Source organism: Thermus sp. (assembly GCF_040290245.1).
Classification (GTDB): Bacteria; Deinococcota; Deinococci; order Deinococcales; family Thermaceae; genus Thermus_A.
Genome location: NZ_PSMQ01000009.1, coordinates 16040 through 29781 on the forward strand (window position 1 = coordinate 16040; position 13742 = coordinate 29781).

At 66.0% G+C, this 13742-nt stretch carries 15 protein-coding genes; 6 read left to right on the forward strand and 9 right to left on the reverse strand.

The genetic code is table 11. The features are described 5' to 3' along the window. The first annotated feature begins 51 nt into the window (after positions 1–51). Positions 52–813 (forward strand): metallophosphoesterase family protein, encoded by a 762-nt coding sequence (locus C4301_RS02420; RefSeq protein ID WP_352413552.1) that lies wholly within the window; start codon positions 52–54, stop codon positions 811–813. Here C4301_RS02420 and C4301_RS02425 read toward each other — a convergent pair. The 3 genes from C4301_RS02425 to C4301_RS02435 are packed head-to-tail and all read right to left on the reverse strand — an operon-like array spanning position 794 to position 2878. Beyond that, the gene (locus C4301_RS02425) at positions 794–1117 is read right to left on the reverse strand and encodes a histidine triad nucleotide-binding protein (RefSeq protein WP_352413530.1); all 324 of its coding nucleotides are present in this window, start codon (positions 1115–1117) and stop codon (positions 794–796) included. The genes C4301_RS02420 and C4301_RS02425 overlap by 20 nt on opposite strands. Before the next feature lie 3 nt (positions 1118–1120). Further along, a complete protein-coding gene (locus C4301_RS02430) occupies positions 1121–2437 on the reverse strand; it encodes a MiaB/RimO family radical SAM methylthiotransferase (protein WP_352413531.1) in 1317 nt (438 codons plus the stop codon). Between the two features lie 45 nt (positions 2438–2482). Continuing rightward, positions 2483–2878 (reverse strand): hypothetical protein, encoded by a 396-nt coding sequence (locus C4301_RS02435; RefSeq protein WP_352413532.1) that lies wholly within the window; start codon positions 2876–2878, stop codon positions 2483–2485. 199 nt (positions 2879–3077) lie between these two features. Here C4301_RS02435 and C4301_RS02440 point away from each other — a divergent pair, with 199 nt between their 5' ends. Further along, positions 3078–6047, forward strand: a complete 2970-nt coding sequence (locus C4301_RS02440) for an adenosylcobalamin-dependent ribonucleoside-diphosphate reductase (protein WP_352413533.1) — start codon at positions 3078–3080, stop codon at positions 6045–6047. A gap of 20 nt (positions 6048–6067) precedes the next feature. After that, complete coding sequence (locus tag C4301_RS02445) at positions 6068–6667, forward strand: phosphoribosylanthranilate isomerase (RefSeq protein ID WP_352413553.1); 600 nt, start codon at positions 6068–6070, stop codon at positions 6665–6667. A gap of 7 nt (positions 6668–6674) precedes the next feature. Here C4301_RS02445 and C4301_RS02450 read toward each other — a convergent pair whose 3' ends face one another. Then, entirely contained in the window at positions 6675–7358 is a 684-nt protein-coding gene (locus C4301_RS02450; protein ID WP_352413534.1) for an alpha/beta fold hydrolase, read from the reverse strand. 28 nt (positions 7359–7386) lie between these two features. On the opposite strand from C4301_RS02450, the gene C4301_RS02455 reads away from it, so the two are divergent. Then, complete coding sequence (locus tag C4301_RS02455; protein WP_352413535.1) at positions 7387–7809, forward strand: hotdog fold thioesterase; 423 nt, start codon at positions 7387–7389, stop codon at positions 7807–7809. On the opposite strand, the gene C4301_RS02460 is transcribed toward C4301_RS02455, so the two are convergent. The 4 genes from C4301_RS02460 to C4301_RS02475 are packed head-to-tail and all read right to left on the reverse strand — an operon-like array spanning position 7806 to position 10829. Continuing rightward, positions 7806–8678, reverse strand: a complete 873-nt coding sequence (locus C4301_RS02460; protein ID WP_352413536.1) for a phosphohydrolase — start codon at positions 8676–8678, stop codon at positions 7806–7808. The genes C4301_RS02455 and C4301_RS02460 overlap by 4 nt on opposite strands. Further along, the gene (locus tag C4301_RS02465) at positions 8675–9484 is read right to left on the reverse strand and encodes an enoyl-CoA hydratase/isomerase family protein (protein ID WP_352413537.1); all 810 of its coding nucleotides are present in this window, start codon (positions 9482–9484) and stop codon (positions 8675–8677) included. Before C4301_RS02465 ends, C4301_RS02460 begins: the two co-directional genes overlap by 4 nt. Beyond that, positions 9484–10191 (reverse strand): phosphorylase family protein, encoded by a 708-nt coding sequence (locus C4301_RS02470; protein WP_352413538.1) that lies wholly within the window; start codon positions 10189–10191, stop codon positions 9484–9486. The genes C4301_RS02465 and C4301_RS02470 overlap by 1 nt, the downstream gene beginning before the upstream one ends. A 17-nt stretch (positions 10192–10208) precedes the next feature. Further along, positions 10209–10829, reverse strand: coding sequence for an ABC transporter ATP-binding protein (locus C4301_RS02475; RefSeq protein WP_352413539.1), 621 nt, complete (start codon positions 10827–10829; stop codon positions 10209–10211). Between the two features lie 47 nt (positions 10830–10876). Between C4301_RS02475 and C4301_RS02480 the strand changes: the two genes are divergently transcribed. Together C4301_RS02480 and C4301_RS02485 are read left to right on the forward strand one after the other, a co-directional pair. After that, on the forward strand, positions 10877–11539 hold the full coding sequence (locus tag C4301_RS02480; protein ID WP_352413540.1) for a Crp/Fnr family transcriptional regulator: 663 nt from the start codon (positions 10877–10879) through the stop codon (positions 11537–11539). A gap of 12 nt (positions 11540–11551) precedes the next feature. Further along, complete coding sequence (locus C4301_RS02485; RefSeq protein WP_352413541.1) at positions 11552–12307, forward strand: 2-phosphosulfolactate phosphatase; 756 nt, start codon at positions 11552–11554, stop codon at positions 12305–12307. On the opposite strand, the gene C4301_RS02490 is transcribed toward C4301_RS02485, so the two are convergent. Further along, the gene (locus tag C4301_RS02490; protein ID WP_352413542.1) at positions 12282–13622 is read right to left on the reverse strand and encodes a dipeptidase; all 1341 of its coding nucleotides are present in this window, start codon (positions 13620–13622) and stop codon (positions 12282–12284) included. The two genes, C4301_RS02485 and C4301_RS02490, sit on opposite strands and share 26 nt — an antisense overlap. Positions 13623–13742: the final 120 nt, after the last annotated feature.

Genomic DNA, 13742 nt, shown 5'->3' on the forward strand with positions numbered 1-13742 from the left:
GGGGGGGGGGGGGGGGAGCCTCCAGACGCCCGGGGGTGCGGAGGCCTGAGAGTGGCCCGGGCCTTGGCCCTCCTCCTCCTCCTTGAGCTGGTCCTGGCCCAACGCCTGGCCGTCATCGGGGACTGGGGGGCCGAGACCCCTTACCGACTGGAGGTGGCCTCGGCCTTATGGCGCTTTCATACCCAGGCCCCTTTGGAGGCCCTTTTCACGGTAGGGGACAACTTCTACCCTCGAGGTCGGGTGGTCGAGGCTTACCTGAAGGACCTCCCCCCCATTCCCCTCTACCCTGCCTTTGGCAACCACGACGCCCCCGCCCTGGCCGAGCAGCTTGACCGCTTCCGCCTAAAGAGGCCTTTCTACCGCGTCAAGATCGGCCAAGTGGAGGCCTTTGTCCTCTACAGCGAGGACTTCACCCAGGCCCAAAGGTCCTGGCTGGAAAGGGCCCTTTCGGAAAGCCAAGCCCCCTGGAAACTGGTCCTCCTCCACCGCCCCCTGTACTCCTCCGGCCTCCACGGGGGAAGCCGGAGCCTCAGAAGCGCCCTCGAGCCCCTCCTCCTGCGCCACCGCGTGGCTCTGGTCCTGGCCGGGCACGACCACCACTATGAAAGGCTTTTGGCCAAAGGCCTCGTCCACCTGGTCACCGGGGGTGGTGGGGCCTGGCCCCGAGCCGTGCCCATGGTCAAGCCCGAAAGCCAGAAAATCCACGTAGGGCCGAATTTTGTGGTGTTAACTGTGGGGCAGAATGCGCTCGAGGTCCAGGCGCTGGACCCCAGCCTGGAGGTTCTAGACCGGTTCAGCCTGGCGACCCCATGACGTGCACGTGAACGTGATAGACCTCCTGCCCCCCCTTCTCTCCCACGTGCACCTGGAGCTTGTAGCCGGAAAGCCCGAGAAGCCGGGCCACCCGGTTGGCCCGGTTGAATAGAGCCCCCAGCTTCCGCTCCCCCTCTTCCGAGTCGGGGTAGTCGGAAAGCTTCTCCACGTGCTCCCGGGGGACGACCAGCACGTGCACAGGGGCCTTGGGCCGGATGTCGTGAAAGGCCACAAACCCCTCGTCCTCGTAGACGAACCGGGCGGGAAGCTCTCCCTTGAGGATGCGGCAGAACACGCAATCCATACTTCAAGAGACTACCAGAGGAAGGGGGATCTCTGTTTTTTCCCTAAAGGCGACCTGGCCCAGGAGGGCATACCCCTCCACCCCCTCCACCCGGACCCGCACCACCTCCCCGGCCTGGGCAACGCCCCGGGCCCGGACCTCGTAATAATCCGGGGTGTGTCCCAAAACCAGGGGCTCTTCCCCTGTGGCCCGGAGCCGCTCCACCAAGACCTCCACCTCCTGGCCCACCTTGGGGCGGACGCGCTCCTCCGCCAGGCGGTGGGCCAAAGCGATGAGCTCGTGGGTCCGCCGCCTGCGCACCTCGAGGGGCACCTGGGGCATGGAGGCGGCCCGGGTCTTGGGCCTTGGGGTGTAGGTGAAGGCGTGGACCCGGGTGGGTTTGAGCTCTTCCAGGAAACGCATGGTCTCCTCATGCTCTTCCTCCGTCTCCGTGGGAAGCCCGGCGATGACGTCGGTGGTGAGGGCGAAACCGGGGATGAGCGCGTAGGCCCTCTGGACCAGGGTGCGGTAGTAAGCCTTGTCGTACCGGCGGCCCATGAGCTTCAAAAGCCGGTCCGAGCCCGTCTGAAGGGAGAGGTGTAGGTGTGGGCGTACCCCGGGCGCGTATTTGGCGATGACCCGAAGGAGGTCCTCACCGGTGTCCTCGGGTTCTATGGAGGAGAGTCGAACGAAAGCCCCCAGCCGGTAGAGGTCCTCCACCAGGCCCGCAAGGCCCCTGGGATGGCCCCGGTAGCTTCCCAGCCGTACCCCGGTGAGGACGATCTCCCGCACCCCCAGCTTCAAAAGCGCCTCCGCCTCCTGCAGGGCATCCTTATGGTCCCGGTGCCGCTCCTTGCCCCTGAGCCTGGGGATGATGCAGTAGGCGCAGCCCGCCTGGCAACCGTCCTGGACCTTTAAAAACGCCCGGACCCGGCTGTTCAAAAGCCCCCTCTCCCCCGCCCCCCAGAACTCGTTAGGGGGGGTGGTGATGGGATCGGAAGGCAGGCCGAAGCGCTCGAGGATCACCCCGGGAAGCTCTGCCTTGCGGGCGTTCGGCACCACCACATCCGCCCCCAGTTCCCTTAGGGCCTCCCCAGAAAGCTCCGCGTAGCATCCGGTGACCACGACGAAGGCCCCGGGGTTGGCCCGCCGGGCCCGGCGGATGAGTTTACGGGCATCCGCCTCCGCAGTGGTGGTCACCGCGCAGGTGTTGATCACCACGAGCTCAGGCCCCTCCTCGAGGGGGACGACCTGGGGTTCCAGGGCCTTTAGGAAGCCCAAAAGGGCCTCCATCTCCACCTGGTTCACCTTGCACCCCAAGCTCAAGAAGGCGGCGCGCATCCCTTACATTGTGCCTTTCAGGAAAAGGGGCGTCAACCACTCCACTCAAACCCAGTCCTGCTCCGGCAGAACGCACTCCGGGCACTGGTGGGTGACAAAGGCCAGCCACTCCACCACCTCCCTTGCATCCTGAACAGGCCCCAGGTGGTAGACCTCGAGGTGGGCGTCGGTCACCAACGCACCCCCCTTTGGAATAGATTCCACCAGGTTGCCCGCAGGATCTAGAAGGAGAGGCAGGGGAGTAGAAATAGGGGCTTTGGCCAAAAGGTAAGCCTGAGCCGGTAAGACTTCCCAAAGGGCCCGGCTTTCCGAAAGCTCGAGGGCCAAGCCAGAATCCCTAACCAGGGCCAAAGGCCGGCCTTTGAGGTCCGGAAGGTAGACCCTTCTGCCTTGGGCATCGGTTAGGAAGTATGGAGGAAGAACCTGGCGCAGCCGGACCATACTTCTCCTTTAGGATAAAAGGCGGCTTGGGTCAAAATGTGAGATGCTCCCCTTGCTCCCTCCCCCTACAACTTGTAGGATTGAAACCGTCCTCCCCTATATATGGGTGAACATCTAGGGGAAGGGCTTTGGGAAAAATCAAAGGAGCGGTGGTTCGCGATTCAGGTCACTTGGGAATCAAGAGCAAGAGGTGGATTATATGAAGCGCTTTGACGAACACGCGCAAGACCTGGCCAAGAGGCAGTACCTCCAGCCAGAAGACGGGGACATTCTCGGGATGTTCCGCCGGGTGGCCCGTTCGATCGCCCAGGCCGAGGCCCCCCTGGACCAGGCCTACTGGGAGGAGAAGTTCTTCGAGCTTATGAGCGAGAAGCGCTTCTCCCCCGGCGGAAGGATCCTGGCCGGGGCGGGGACGGCCCACGGGAACCTCCTCAACTGCTTCGTCCAGGGGGCCACGGAAAACCCCCCGGCGAGCTTTGAGGGAATCATGGAGGTGGCCAAGAAGCTCGCCCTGGTCACCAAGGTGGGCGGGGGGAACGGGGTGAATCTGGACCCCTATGGGAGCGCGGAGGAAAGGCCCACGCGGAAGGTGGTGGGGTTCGCCTACCTTAAGGCCGACCACCCCGACGCCAAGGACTTCATCCTAGGGCTGATGCGGCCCTCTAAAAATCCGGATGGGGAGAAGGAGCCCCACCCCTTAAGGAACTGGGTCCGGGTGGTCTACGGGGAGGTCTCCCCCGAGCTCGAGGCCCTCGCCCAAAAGAACCGGGTGCGCACGGTGAAGACCCCCCCGGCGGAGCGCCTCATGGTCCCGGACGACATGGCCGGGATTATGGACGCCCTCAAGGAGGCCATGAATCTAGCCCGGAAGGGGGAGACCCCAAAGGTGGACTTCTCCCTCCTCCGGCCCGAGGGAAGCCCCATCAAGGGAAGCGGGGGGACAAGCTCGGGGCCGGTGAGCTTTTTGGTGGAGCTTTTTGACAACTTCCTGGAGTGGGTGAACCTGGGGGCGGAAAAGGCGGGCCCCGTGGCCACCTTGCGCTACGTCTACGCCCCCGTCTTAAGGAGCATCCGCCAGGGCGGGGTGCGCCGGGGGGCGGGGATGGCCACCCTGTCTGTTGATCACCCGGATATCCTGGACTTCATCACCGCCAAGGACCTGGACCGGGAAGGCGCGGAAGGGGATATCTCCACCTTCAACATCTCCGTTCTGGCCACGGACGCCTTTCTGAAGGCGGTGGAGGAGGACGCCCTCTGGACCGTGCCCAAGCCGGTGCCCGGGAAGTACGTCCTGGAGGAGCTGGAGGAGCCCTACCGGGGGGAGTGGCCGGAGTCTTCCTTCCTGGACCCCTCCCTAAGGCCTATTCCCGTCTTCCGCACGCCGGACGGAAAGAGGGGCGTCCCTGCCCGCTGGCTCTTCCAGGAGATCGCCTGGCACGCCTGGGCCACGGGGGAGCCGGGGCTTATCTTCATCGACCGGGTGAACGCGCTCTCGGCCCTAAGGGGACTAGGGGAGAGGTATGTGATTAAAAGCACAAACCCGTGCGGGGAAATCCCGCTCACGGTGGGCGAGCCCTGCGACCTGGGGGCCCTCAACCTCGAGGCCTACGTGAAGGACGGTGCCTTCGACTTCGAAGCCTTCCGGCGGGACATCCCCGTGGCCGTCCGGTTTCTGGACAACGTCCTCACCGTGAACCGGTTTGCCCTCAAGGACAACGAGGAGGCCGCAAAGAACCTCCGGAGGCTGGGCCTTGGGGTGATGGGCCTGGCGGATATGCTCATCCGGCTGGGCCTTCCCTACTCCAGCGAGGAGGCCCGCGCCTTCGTCCACCGGGTCATGACCGTCCTCCGGGAGGAGGCCACCAAGGCCTCCGAGGCCCTAGCCGAGGAGCGGGGCCCCTTCCCCCTTTACGAGGAGGAGCGGGCCTACTTTGAGTCCCTCGGCCTCCCGCCTCGCAGGAACGTGGCCCTCCTCACCGTGGCCCCCACCGGCACCACCAGCATGATCATGGGGGTCTCCAGCGGGATTGAGCCGGTCTTTGCCCCCTTCGTCTATCGGAGGATTGGCGGGGCGTACAAGGCCTTAATCCATCCCCTCTTTAAGGAACTCCTCTCGAAGTACCCGCCCCATCCGGACTACGAGAAGGAGGGGGGCTGGGACTGGGAGAAGGTGGTGGAGAAGATCCAGGAGAACCACGGCTCCTTAAAGGGCCTCCCCTTCATTCCGAAGGAGCTCCAGAAGGTCTTCGAGTGCGCCCACGACGTCCACCCCCTGGACCACGTGAGGATGCAGAGCGCCGTACAAAGAGCCTTCGACGAGGGCGGAAAGTACGTGGGGAACTCCCTCTCCAAGACGATCAACCTGCCCCACGAGGCCACGGTGGAGGACGTGGTGGCGGCCTACTACGAGGCCTACCGCACCGGGTGCAAGGGGATCACCGTCTACCGGGACGGGAGCCGGGCCTTCCAGGTCCTCACCGTTAAGAAGGAGGAAAAGAAAGCCGCTTCGCGGAGCGAACCCCAAGCGGAAAAGGCCGAGCGCATCCCCCCCGCTGGACCGGTCTACGAACGGGTGGGCCGGCTCTACGGATTCACGGACATGGTCAAGCTCTTCGACAAGGAGGGAAGGAAGCACTCCTACCTTATCACCGTGAACGCCACCGAGGGGGGCGCCCCCATCGAGGTCATCCTCACCACGGGGAAGGCGGGGGACGAGGCCAACGCCGATTCGGAGGCCCTGGGCCGGGTGGTCTCCATCGCCCTCCAGTACGGGGTGCCCAAGGAGGCCATCATAAGGACCCTCCGGGGCATTAACGGGGGGCTTTACGGGACCTACAACGGCCGGCTGGTGGCAAGCAAGGCGGATCTGATCGCGGTGGCCTTGGAGACGGCCAACGGCTCACCTGCCACGCCCCCTTCCAAGGTCGCTTCGCAAGGCGAACCCCTCGAGGCCACCCTTCAACCTCCACTTACCGTCTCCGGGGGGGCTTTGGTTGCTTCCCGAAGGGAACCCCAAGCTGCTTCCCGAAGGGAACCCCAAGAGGACCCCAGGGAGGAAGACCAAAAGGCCTCTTTCGCCAAGACCTGCCCGGTCTGTCAGGTGCAGGCTCTGGTCAACGAGGAGGGGTGCGAGAAGTGCCAGGCCTGTGGATACAGTAAGTGTGGGTGAACAACCTTTCCAGGGGCTTTATGGTGGTGAAGGTCTGTGGAATTACCCGCCTCGAGGACGCCCTCCTCGCGGAGGCCCTGGGGGCGAGCGCGGTGGGGTTCGTCCTCGCCCCCTCGAGGCGGCGCGTAACCCCGGAAGCGGCCCGGGAGATCGGCCTTGCCCTGGGCCCCTTCGTAACCCGGGTGGGGGTCTTTGTCAACGATCCCCCAGAGGCGGTGCTCCGTCTAATGGAGCGGGCCCGGCTCCAGGTGGCCCAGCTTCACGGGGACGAGCCCCCGGAGTGGGCCCTGGAGGTCCGCAAACACTACCCAGTCATTAAAGCCTTTCGGCTCTCTGGCCCTGCTGATCCCTCCTGGGCCCACTACCCCGCGGATGCCTTGCTTCTGGACGGGAAGACCCCAGGCTCAGGACAAGCCTGGCCGCGGGACTGGGCCCTTCCCCTCCTGGACCAAGGGGCGCGGCTCATCCTGGCCGGGGGGCTGAACCCGGAAAACCTCCCGGAGGCTTTGACCCTAAACCCTTACGGCCTGGACGTCTCGAGCGGCGTGGAGGAATCCCCCGGGAAAAAGAGCCCTGTCAGGCTCCGGGCCTTCTTCGCCGCGCTCCAATCCAACCTCTAGCCACCCCCTAAGGCCCACGCCCTTCGGGCAGGGGACGGAAGCCTTCCCCGCTCACGAACCCTTCCATAAGGGCCGAAGCCTCCTCCGGCACCTCCCAGGGGGCAAGAAACCCCCCCTCCAGAAGGAGCCGGACCGCCTCCCCCTTGGCGAAGTCCACCACCCGGGCGGAAAGGGGGGGAAGCAGAAAGGCGTCCCAGGCACCAGCCAGAACCAAAACCCGCCCCTCGAAGGCCCGGAGCCAGCGCCGCTCATCCCTTAAATGAAGGACAAACTCCAGGAAACTCCGGACGCCCTCCTCCCTCAGCCCTTCTCGCCAGGCCTCAAAAAGGGCCTCCTCCCGGTGTTCCCTTCGGGAAGCAACTCGGTGTTCCCTTCGGGAAGCAACCCCCACCGTGCCCGGCCCGAAGAAGAAGGCCCGCCCCACCCGGGCGAACCCCTCGAGCCCTCCCCTTTCGAGGGCGAAGCGCAGGGCCTCGGCCTTGGCCCAAAGGAGAGGCGAGCCCTCCAGAAGGGGCGAAAGAAGAACCAAGCTTTTGGCCTCGAGGCGGGGTGCGTCCTTCAGCGCATCTAGAGCGCCCTCCGCGAAGGCCACCAGGTGAAACCCCTCCTCCGCCTTTTCCTCCAGGCCCTGGAAGAAGGAGAAGCCCGCCGGGGGCATGAGGCTCCCCGGGTAAAACCGTACCGCCCTCACCCCTCTGTTATACCCGTATACTCAGTCCATGGAAACCGACCTCTCGGTGTTCCCTTCGGGAAGCAACCTGGACCGGGAGACCCTGGACAAAACCCTGGGCATCCGGTATCTGGAGCTTTCCAAGGAGAAGGTGGTGGCGGAGCTCGAGGTCACCCCAAAAGTCCACCAGCCCTTTGGTTTCCTGCATGGGGGGGCCAGCGTGGCCCTGGCGGAGAGCGTGGCCAGCGTGGGGGGGTTCCTGAACTGTCCGCCAGGGTACGCGGCCTTCGGCCTGGAGATCAACGCCAACCACCTGAGACGGAAACGGGAAGGCACCCTTCGGGCGGTGGGTACCCCCTTGCACCTGGGCCGAAGCACCCAGGTCTGGGAGGTGCGGATCTACGACGAGGGGGGAAAGCTCATCTCGGTCAGCCGGTGCACCCTGGCGGTGGTGCCCCTGGAAGGGGTCTAGTCTAGAACGAACCGGGGCTCCGCCTCGTGGAGGCGCACCCGGTGGACGATCCGCTGGTCGTGGCCGGCCCCATCTGTCATGGCCACCACGCTCACGTAAGGGCGCAAGGGGCCCTTTAGGACCTTCTTGGTCAGGGTTTCCTCCACCTGGAAGATCCCAGCGGAGTTGTTCATCAGGACCTGGATCTCCACCGGGGTCCTTTCTCCCTTAAGGATGCGCACCTCGTCCACGGCCAGGGCGCTGATGGAGTGGATATCGATGGAGCCCAGCTGGAAGGCCTTCCGCCCCCGGCCCTTGGTGATGTCCGTCCCATCGGCCACCGCCGTAACCCCGGCCTCGAGGGTAAGGGGCTCGGGCTCGAGGTCGTGGCTGTAGATGCCATGGAGGATCAGGGCCCGGAGCATAGCCCGCTGTTCGGGGTCTGGGTAGAGGCGCTCGAGGACGCGGTTTAGGATGGGGAGGGCCAGGGTAACCCCAAAGGCCTCGTGGCCGAAGCGGTGAACCTGGTTGCCCAGGTCGTGGAGCATGGTGGAGAGGAGGACCACCACAAAGGCGTCCTCCACTTCCCCCGCCCCGGACTCCACCGTATCCAGCCTCACCCCCGCCTCTACTAAAAGCCCCAGGATGGCCACGCCGGCCGCCCCGGTGAGGAGCGCATGGACCCGGCCGTGGTCGTTGTAGCCCAGCTTGCGCATGGTCAGGTAGTTGGCCATGTTCCAGCCGGCCTTGGCCTCCGGGTCCTGGATGAGGAGCTCGTAAGCGGAAAGGGCCTTGGGATAGGCTTTGAGCTTCTCCCGGATGGCCTGGTCCGCCTCCTGGTAGAGCTTGGCCTTGGGGCTTGCGACGTGGACGACCCTTTCCTCCTTCATTCTCCCCTAAACTCCGGCGCGCGCTTCTCCAAAAAGGCCCGCACGCCTTCCTTCATGTCCTTGGTGGTGCAGGCGAATCCGAAAAGGTCCGCCTCGATCTCCAAGGCCTCCTGCAGGTCCAGCCCTTCCCCCCGGACCAGGCTCTCCTTAGCCAGGGCCAGGGCAATAGGGGCGTTTTTCAGGATCTGGACCGCAAGCTTCTTCGCCTCCTCGAGGGCATCCTCTCCCACCCGGTTCACCAGACCCAGCGCCAAAGCCTCCTCCGCGCCCACATGCCGGCCCGTGAAGATGAGGTCCAAAGCCCGTCCTCGCCCGATAAGCCGGGGCAGGCGCTGCGTGCCCCCATAGCCGGGGATGAGGCCCAAGCCCACCTCGGGTAGGCCCAGCTTGGCCGTCCGGGAGGCCACCCGAAGGTCGCAGGCTAAGGCGAGCTCCAGCCCCCCACCCAGGGCGTACCCGTTGATGGCGGCGATGGTGGGAACGGGCAAGGCGGCGATCTCGGAAAAGATCTGTTGGCCGAAAAGCGAGGCCTCCCGGCCCTGGAAGGCGTCGGCGATCTTGGCGAGTTCCGTAAGGTCCGCCCCCGCGGCAAAGGCTCGGCCTTCCCCGGTGAAGATGACCACCCGGGCCTCCGGGTCCTGCTGGATGACCTCGGTCACCTCGGAAAGCTCCAGAAGGAGTTCCTGGTTGAGGGCGTTTAAGGCCTCGGGCCGCCTGAGGGTAACCAGGGCCACCCCGCCTTCCACCTCGTAGGAGAGGTGCTCAAACTCCGGGATCTCCAGGACAAACTCGTGTTCGTCTTCCATCACTCCACCTCCAGAATGGCCTCGAGGGCGACCTCCGTCATCCGCCGCACCCCCTCCTGCAGAACCTCGGCCGGGACGAGGTCGGGATCGCCGATCCGGTTGGAAACCGCAAGCACCGCCCCCGCCCGCACCCGGCGCATCTTGGCCAGGAGGAAGAGGGCGCTCGCCTCCATCTCAAAGGCCAAAACCCCGTACGCCGCCCAGGCGCGCGCCTCCTCGGGGGTGGTGGCGTAGAAGGCGTCCTCCGTCACCACAAGCCCCGCCCGATGGGGCACGCCCTTGGCCTGGGCCGCCCGGAGGAGGGCCAAAAAGACCTCCACATCCGGCACCGGGGCATAGGGAAGCCCCCGAAGGTACTGGCGGCTGGTCCCTTCCAGGGGCACCGCCCCCTGGACGACGACGAGTTCCGCCGGTTGAAGGGCCCCGTCCACCGCTCCGCAGGTCCCCACCCGGACCAAAACCCTGGCCCCCAGCTGGATGAGTTCCTCGGCCACGATGCTCGCGGAAGGGGCCCCCATCCCCGTGGCCTGCACGGAAAGCGGCACCCCTCGGTACCGGCCGGTGTAGCCGAGAAGCCCCCGGTGGGTGTTGTAGGGCACTGGGTTTTCCAGATAGGTCCTCGCGATCCATTCCGCCCGGCCTGGGTCCCCCGGAAGGAGGACCCTAGGGGCGACGGTGCCGGGCTCGGCGCGCACATGGATCGGCATACGCTAAAAGCATACCCTTAAAGGGCGAGTCTGGGCAGGCCCTGGACCAACCCCTCGTCGTGGGTGGCCACGAGGAGGGCCACCCCCTCCTCGCGGCAAAGCCAAAGGAGGAGGCCGAAGACCTCCCGGGCCAAGACGCGGTCCAGGCTGGCGGTGGGCTCGTCGGCCAAAACCAGCCGGGGCCTTAGGTAAAGGGCCCGGGCCACCGCAAGGCGCTGCCTCTCCCCTCCGGAAAGGGAAAGGGGAAGGGCGTTCATGCGGTGGGCCAGCCCCACCCGCTCCAAAAGGGCCTGCCCCCGCACCCGGTCCACCCGGCCCGCCAGGTAGCCGGGAAGGAGGACGTTTTCCAAAGCGGTGAGCTCGGGCATCAGGAAATGGTGCTGGAGGACGAGGCCCAAAAACCCTAGCCGCCTCCGGGCCAAAGCCGCCTGAGAAAGGCCGCGGATGGGGAGGCCCTCCCAGTACACCTCGCCCTCCTGAAGGGGCAGAAGCCCTGCCAAAAGGTGAAGCAAAGTGGTTTTGCCGCTCCCTGAGGGGCCAAGGACGGCCAGGACCTCCCCGGGGGCAAGGACCAGGGAGATCCTCTGGAAGAGTGGGGTTTCATACCTGTAGGAAAGCCCCTCGGCCCGGAGCAGCACCTTCCCATCCTCTGGCGGAAAGGTGAGGATTCGGTTAGAGTAGGGCCGTGCTCCAGGCCCTCCTCCAAAGCCCCCTCTTCGCCGGCCTGAGGCCGGAAGAGGTCCAGATCGCCCTCGGCTACTTCATCCCCAGGCGGTACCGGAAGGGTCAGGTCATCTTCAAGGAGGGGGATCTGGGCCAGGCCCTCTATCTGGTGGAAGAGGGCCTGGTCCGGCTTTACCGCACCCATCTTGGGGGTCAGGAGCGGACCCTGGGGTTTCTTGCCCCAGGGGAGGGCTTCGGGGAGATGAGCCTTCTGGACGAGGCCCCAAGGAGCGCCTCGGCGGAGATGCTGGAGGAAGGTCGGCTCCTCCTCCTCTTCCGGGAGGAGTACCAAAGCCTCTTAGGCCGCCTCCCCCGGTTCGGGCACAACCTGGCCCTCCTCCTGGTGGAAAGGCTCCGGGCGGCCAACCTCCTCATGGACCTTTTGGTGTTTGAGGAGGTGGAGGTCCGGGTGGCCTTTGCCCTGTGGCTGGCCCACCGGAAGACGGGCCAGGACCTCCTCCCCCTAAGCCACGCCCAGGTGGCGGGCCTTGCGGGCTCGAGCCGGGAAAGCGCCACCCGGGCCCTGCACGCCCTTAGGAAGCGGGGCGTCTTGACGCTGGAAAGGGGGGCGGTGCGGATCCTCAACCCCAGGCTTCTGGAGGAGATCGCCCATGGGCTTTTATAGGAGGAAAACGCGATGCGCCTAAGGGTGGACCCCTTGCCCCGGGGGGCTTCCCCACCCGGGGAAGCCCAAGAGGAAGCCGTCTTTTCGGACGTGGTGCTGGTGGTGGATGTCATCCGGGCCACCACCACCGCCGCGGCCTTCTTGGAGGCCGGGGCGGAGGCGCTCTACCTTACGCAGAGCCTGGAGGCGGCCCGGGCCTTTAAGGACCAGGACGTCGTTCTGGCGGGGGAGGAGGGGGGGTTAAAACCCCCGGGGTTTGATCTGGGCAACTCCCCCCGGGAGGCCCTGCAGGCCCAGGTGGGCGGTCGGATCGTGGTGATGAGCACGACCAACGGAACCCGGGCCGCCCACCTGGCGGCCAAGACCGCCAAGCACGTCCTTCTGGCCTCCCTTTTTAACGCCCACGCCGCAGCCCGGAAGGCGCTGGAGCTGGCCACGGAGGAGGTGGCCATCCTCTGCGCGGGGAAGGAGGGGCGGATCGGCCTGGACGACCTCTACACCGCTGGGGTGCTTGCGGAGTACCTCCTTTTCATGGCGCAGGACCTGGCCCTGGAGGATGGGGGCCGGGTCGCCCTCGCCGTGAAGCGGGCCTACCCCGACCCCTTGGAGCCCTTGAACCTCTCCGCGGCCGCCGAGGCCCTAAGGCGGGTGGGCCTGGAGGCCGATGTAGCCTTCTGCGCCCAGGTGGCCAGAAGCGCCGCCGTGCCTCAGCTTTCCGGCCGGGTTGGGGAAGCCCTCATCTTCAAGCGGGCCGGGAAAGCCCCTTAAGACCCGCCTGGCGAAGCCGCTTGAGGAAGGCCTGGCTCGCCTCGATCCCCTTTTCGAAGTTTAAGAGGTCCAGCTTCTCGTTGGGGGCGTGGAGGTTGTCGTCGTGGAGGCCGAACCCCATGAGGACCACCGGGGCCTTTAGAACCTCCACGAGATCGGCCACGATGGGGATACTCCCCCCCTCCCGGGTGTAGACGGGCCTTCTGCCCCAGACCTCCTCCAACGCCTCCGCCGCCAGGCGCATGAGGGGGCTTTGGGGATCGGTCAAAACGGGGCGGCCCAGGCCGTGGCGAACGACGCGCACCCGGATGCCCGGGGGGGCGATGGCCTTCAGGTAGGCCTCTGCCAAAGCCGCGATCTCATGCGGGTCCTGGTCGGGGACCAGGCGCATGGAGAACTTGAACCCCGCCTGGGCGGGGATGACCGTCTTGCTCCCCTTCCCCTGGAAGCCCCCGTACACCCCGTTAAGGTCCAGGGTGGGTCGGCTCCAGAGACGCTCCAGAAGGCTATGCTCCGCCTCTCCCCAAAGGGCCTGGAGGCCGATGCTCTGCTTAAAGGCCTCCTCGTCCACCCGGGGCCAAAGCGCCTTCTCCTCTTCCGAGACGGGCCGCACCCGGTCGTAAAAGCCCGGGATCCGGACCCGGTGGTCCTCCCCCTTGAGCTGGGCCACCATCCAGCCCAGGGCCTGAAGGGGGTTGGGGGCGGCCCCACCGTAGACCCCGGAGTGGAGGTCCCGCGCCGCACCCTCCAGGAGGACCTCCAGATAGACCAGCCCCCTGAGGCCATAGGTGAGGGTGGGGGTCTTCGGGGCGAACATGGCCCCGTCCGAGACCAGGATCACATCCGCCTCGAGCCGGTCCCGGTTTTCCCGAACGAAATCGGGAAGGTGGGGGCTTCCGATCTCCTCTTCCCCTTCGATCAGGAACTTGACGTTCACCCCCAAGGCCTCCCCCAAAGCCTCCACCGCGGCGATGTGGGCGTAGATCTGGCCCTTGTCGTCGGAGGCCCCCCGGGCATAGATCCGCCCCTCTTTCAGCGTGGGCGCAAAGGGGGGGGTCTCCCAAAGCTCCAAAGGCTCCGGGGGCTGGACATCGTAGTGCCCGTAGATGAGGAGGGTAGGGGCCTGGGCCGAGACCCGCTTCTCGGCGAAGACCACGGGGTGGCCCGGGGTCTCGGCCACCTCCACCTGGAAGCCCAGGGCCTCGAGGCGGCCCTTCAGCCAAAAAGCAGCCCGCCGCACGTCCTCCTTATGGGCGGGATCGGTGGAGACGGAAGGAATGGAGAGGAACTCAAAAAGGGCATCTAAGGGCCTCACGGGGGGATTATACCGCCCCGGGGCGGTCCAGGGAAACTTCCTTCGCCTTTTCCAGCAGGAGGAGCTTGAGCCGGGCCACCTCGGCCTCGAACCGGGCCTGCAGGGCCTCGAGCTCCGAAC

Coding starts and splice junctions, on each gene's coding strand:
- C4301_RS02425 (WP_352413530.1), bottom strand. CDS start 1,117: ATGGATTGCGTGTTCTGCCGCATCCTCAAGGGAGAGCTTCCCGCCCGG.
- C4301_RS02430 (WP_352413531.1), bottom strand. CDS start 2,437: ATGCGCGCCGCCTTCTTGAGCTTGGGGTGCAAGGTGAACCAGGTGGAG.
- C4301_RS02435 (WP_352413532.1), bottom strand. CDS start 2,878: ATGGTCCGGCTGCGCCAGGTTCTTCCTCCATACTTCCTAACCGATGCC.
- C4301_RS02440 (WP_352413533.1), top strand. CDS start 3,078: ATGAAGCGCTTTGACGAACACGCGCAAGACCTGGCCAAGAGGCAGTAC.
- C4301_RS02445 (WP_352413553.1), top strand. CDS start 6,068: ATGGTGGTGAAGGTCTGTGGAATTACCCGCCTCGAGGACGCCCTCCTC.
- C4301_RS02455 (WP_352413535.1), top strand. CDS start 7,387: ATGGAAACCGACCTCTCGGTGTTCCCTTCGGGAAGCAACCTGGACCGG.
- C4301_RS02460 (WP_352413536.1), bottom strand. CDS start 8,678: ATGAAGGAGGAAAGGGTCGTCCACGTCGCAAGCCCCAAGGCCAAGCTC.
- C4301_RS02465 (WP_352413537.1), bottom strand. CDS start 9,484: ATGGAAGACGAACACGAGTTTGTCCTGGAGATCCCGGAGTTTGAGCAC.
- C4301_RS02470 (WP_352413538.1), bottom strand. CDS start 10,191: ATGCCGATCCATGTGCGCGCCGAGCCCGGCACCGTCGCCCCTAGGGTC.
- C4301_RS02485 (WP_352413541.1), top strand. CDS start 11,552: ATGCGCCTAAGGGTGGACCCCTTGCCCCGGGGGGCTTCCCCACCCGGG.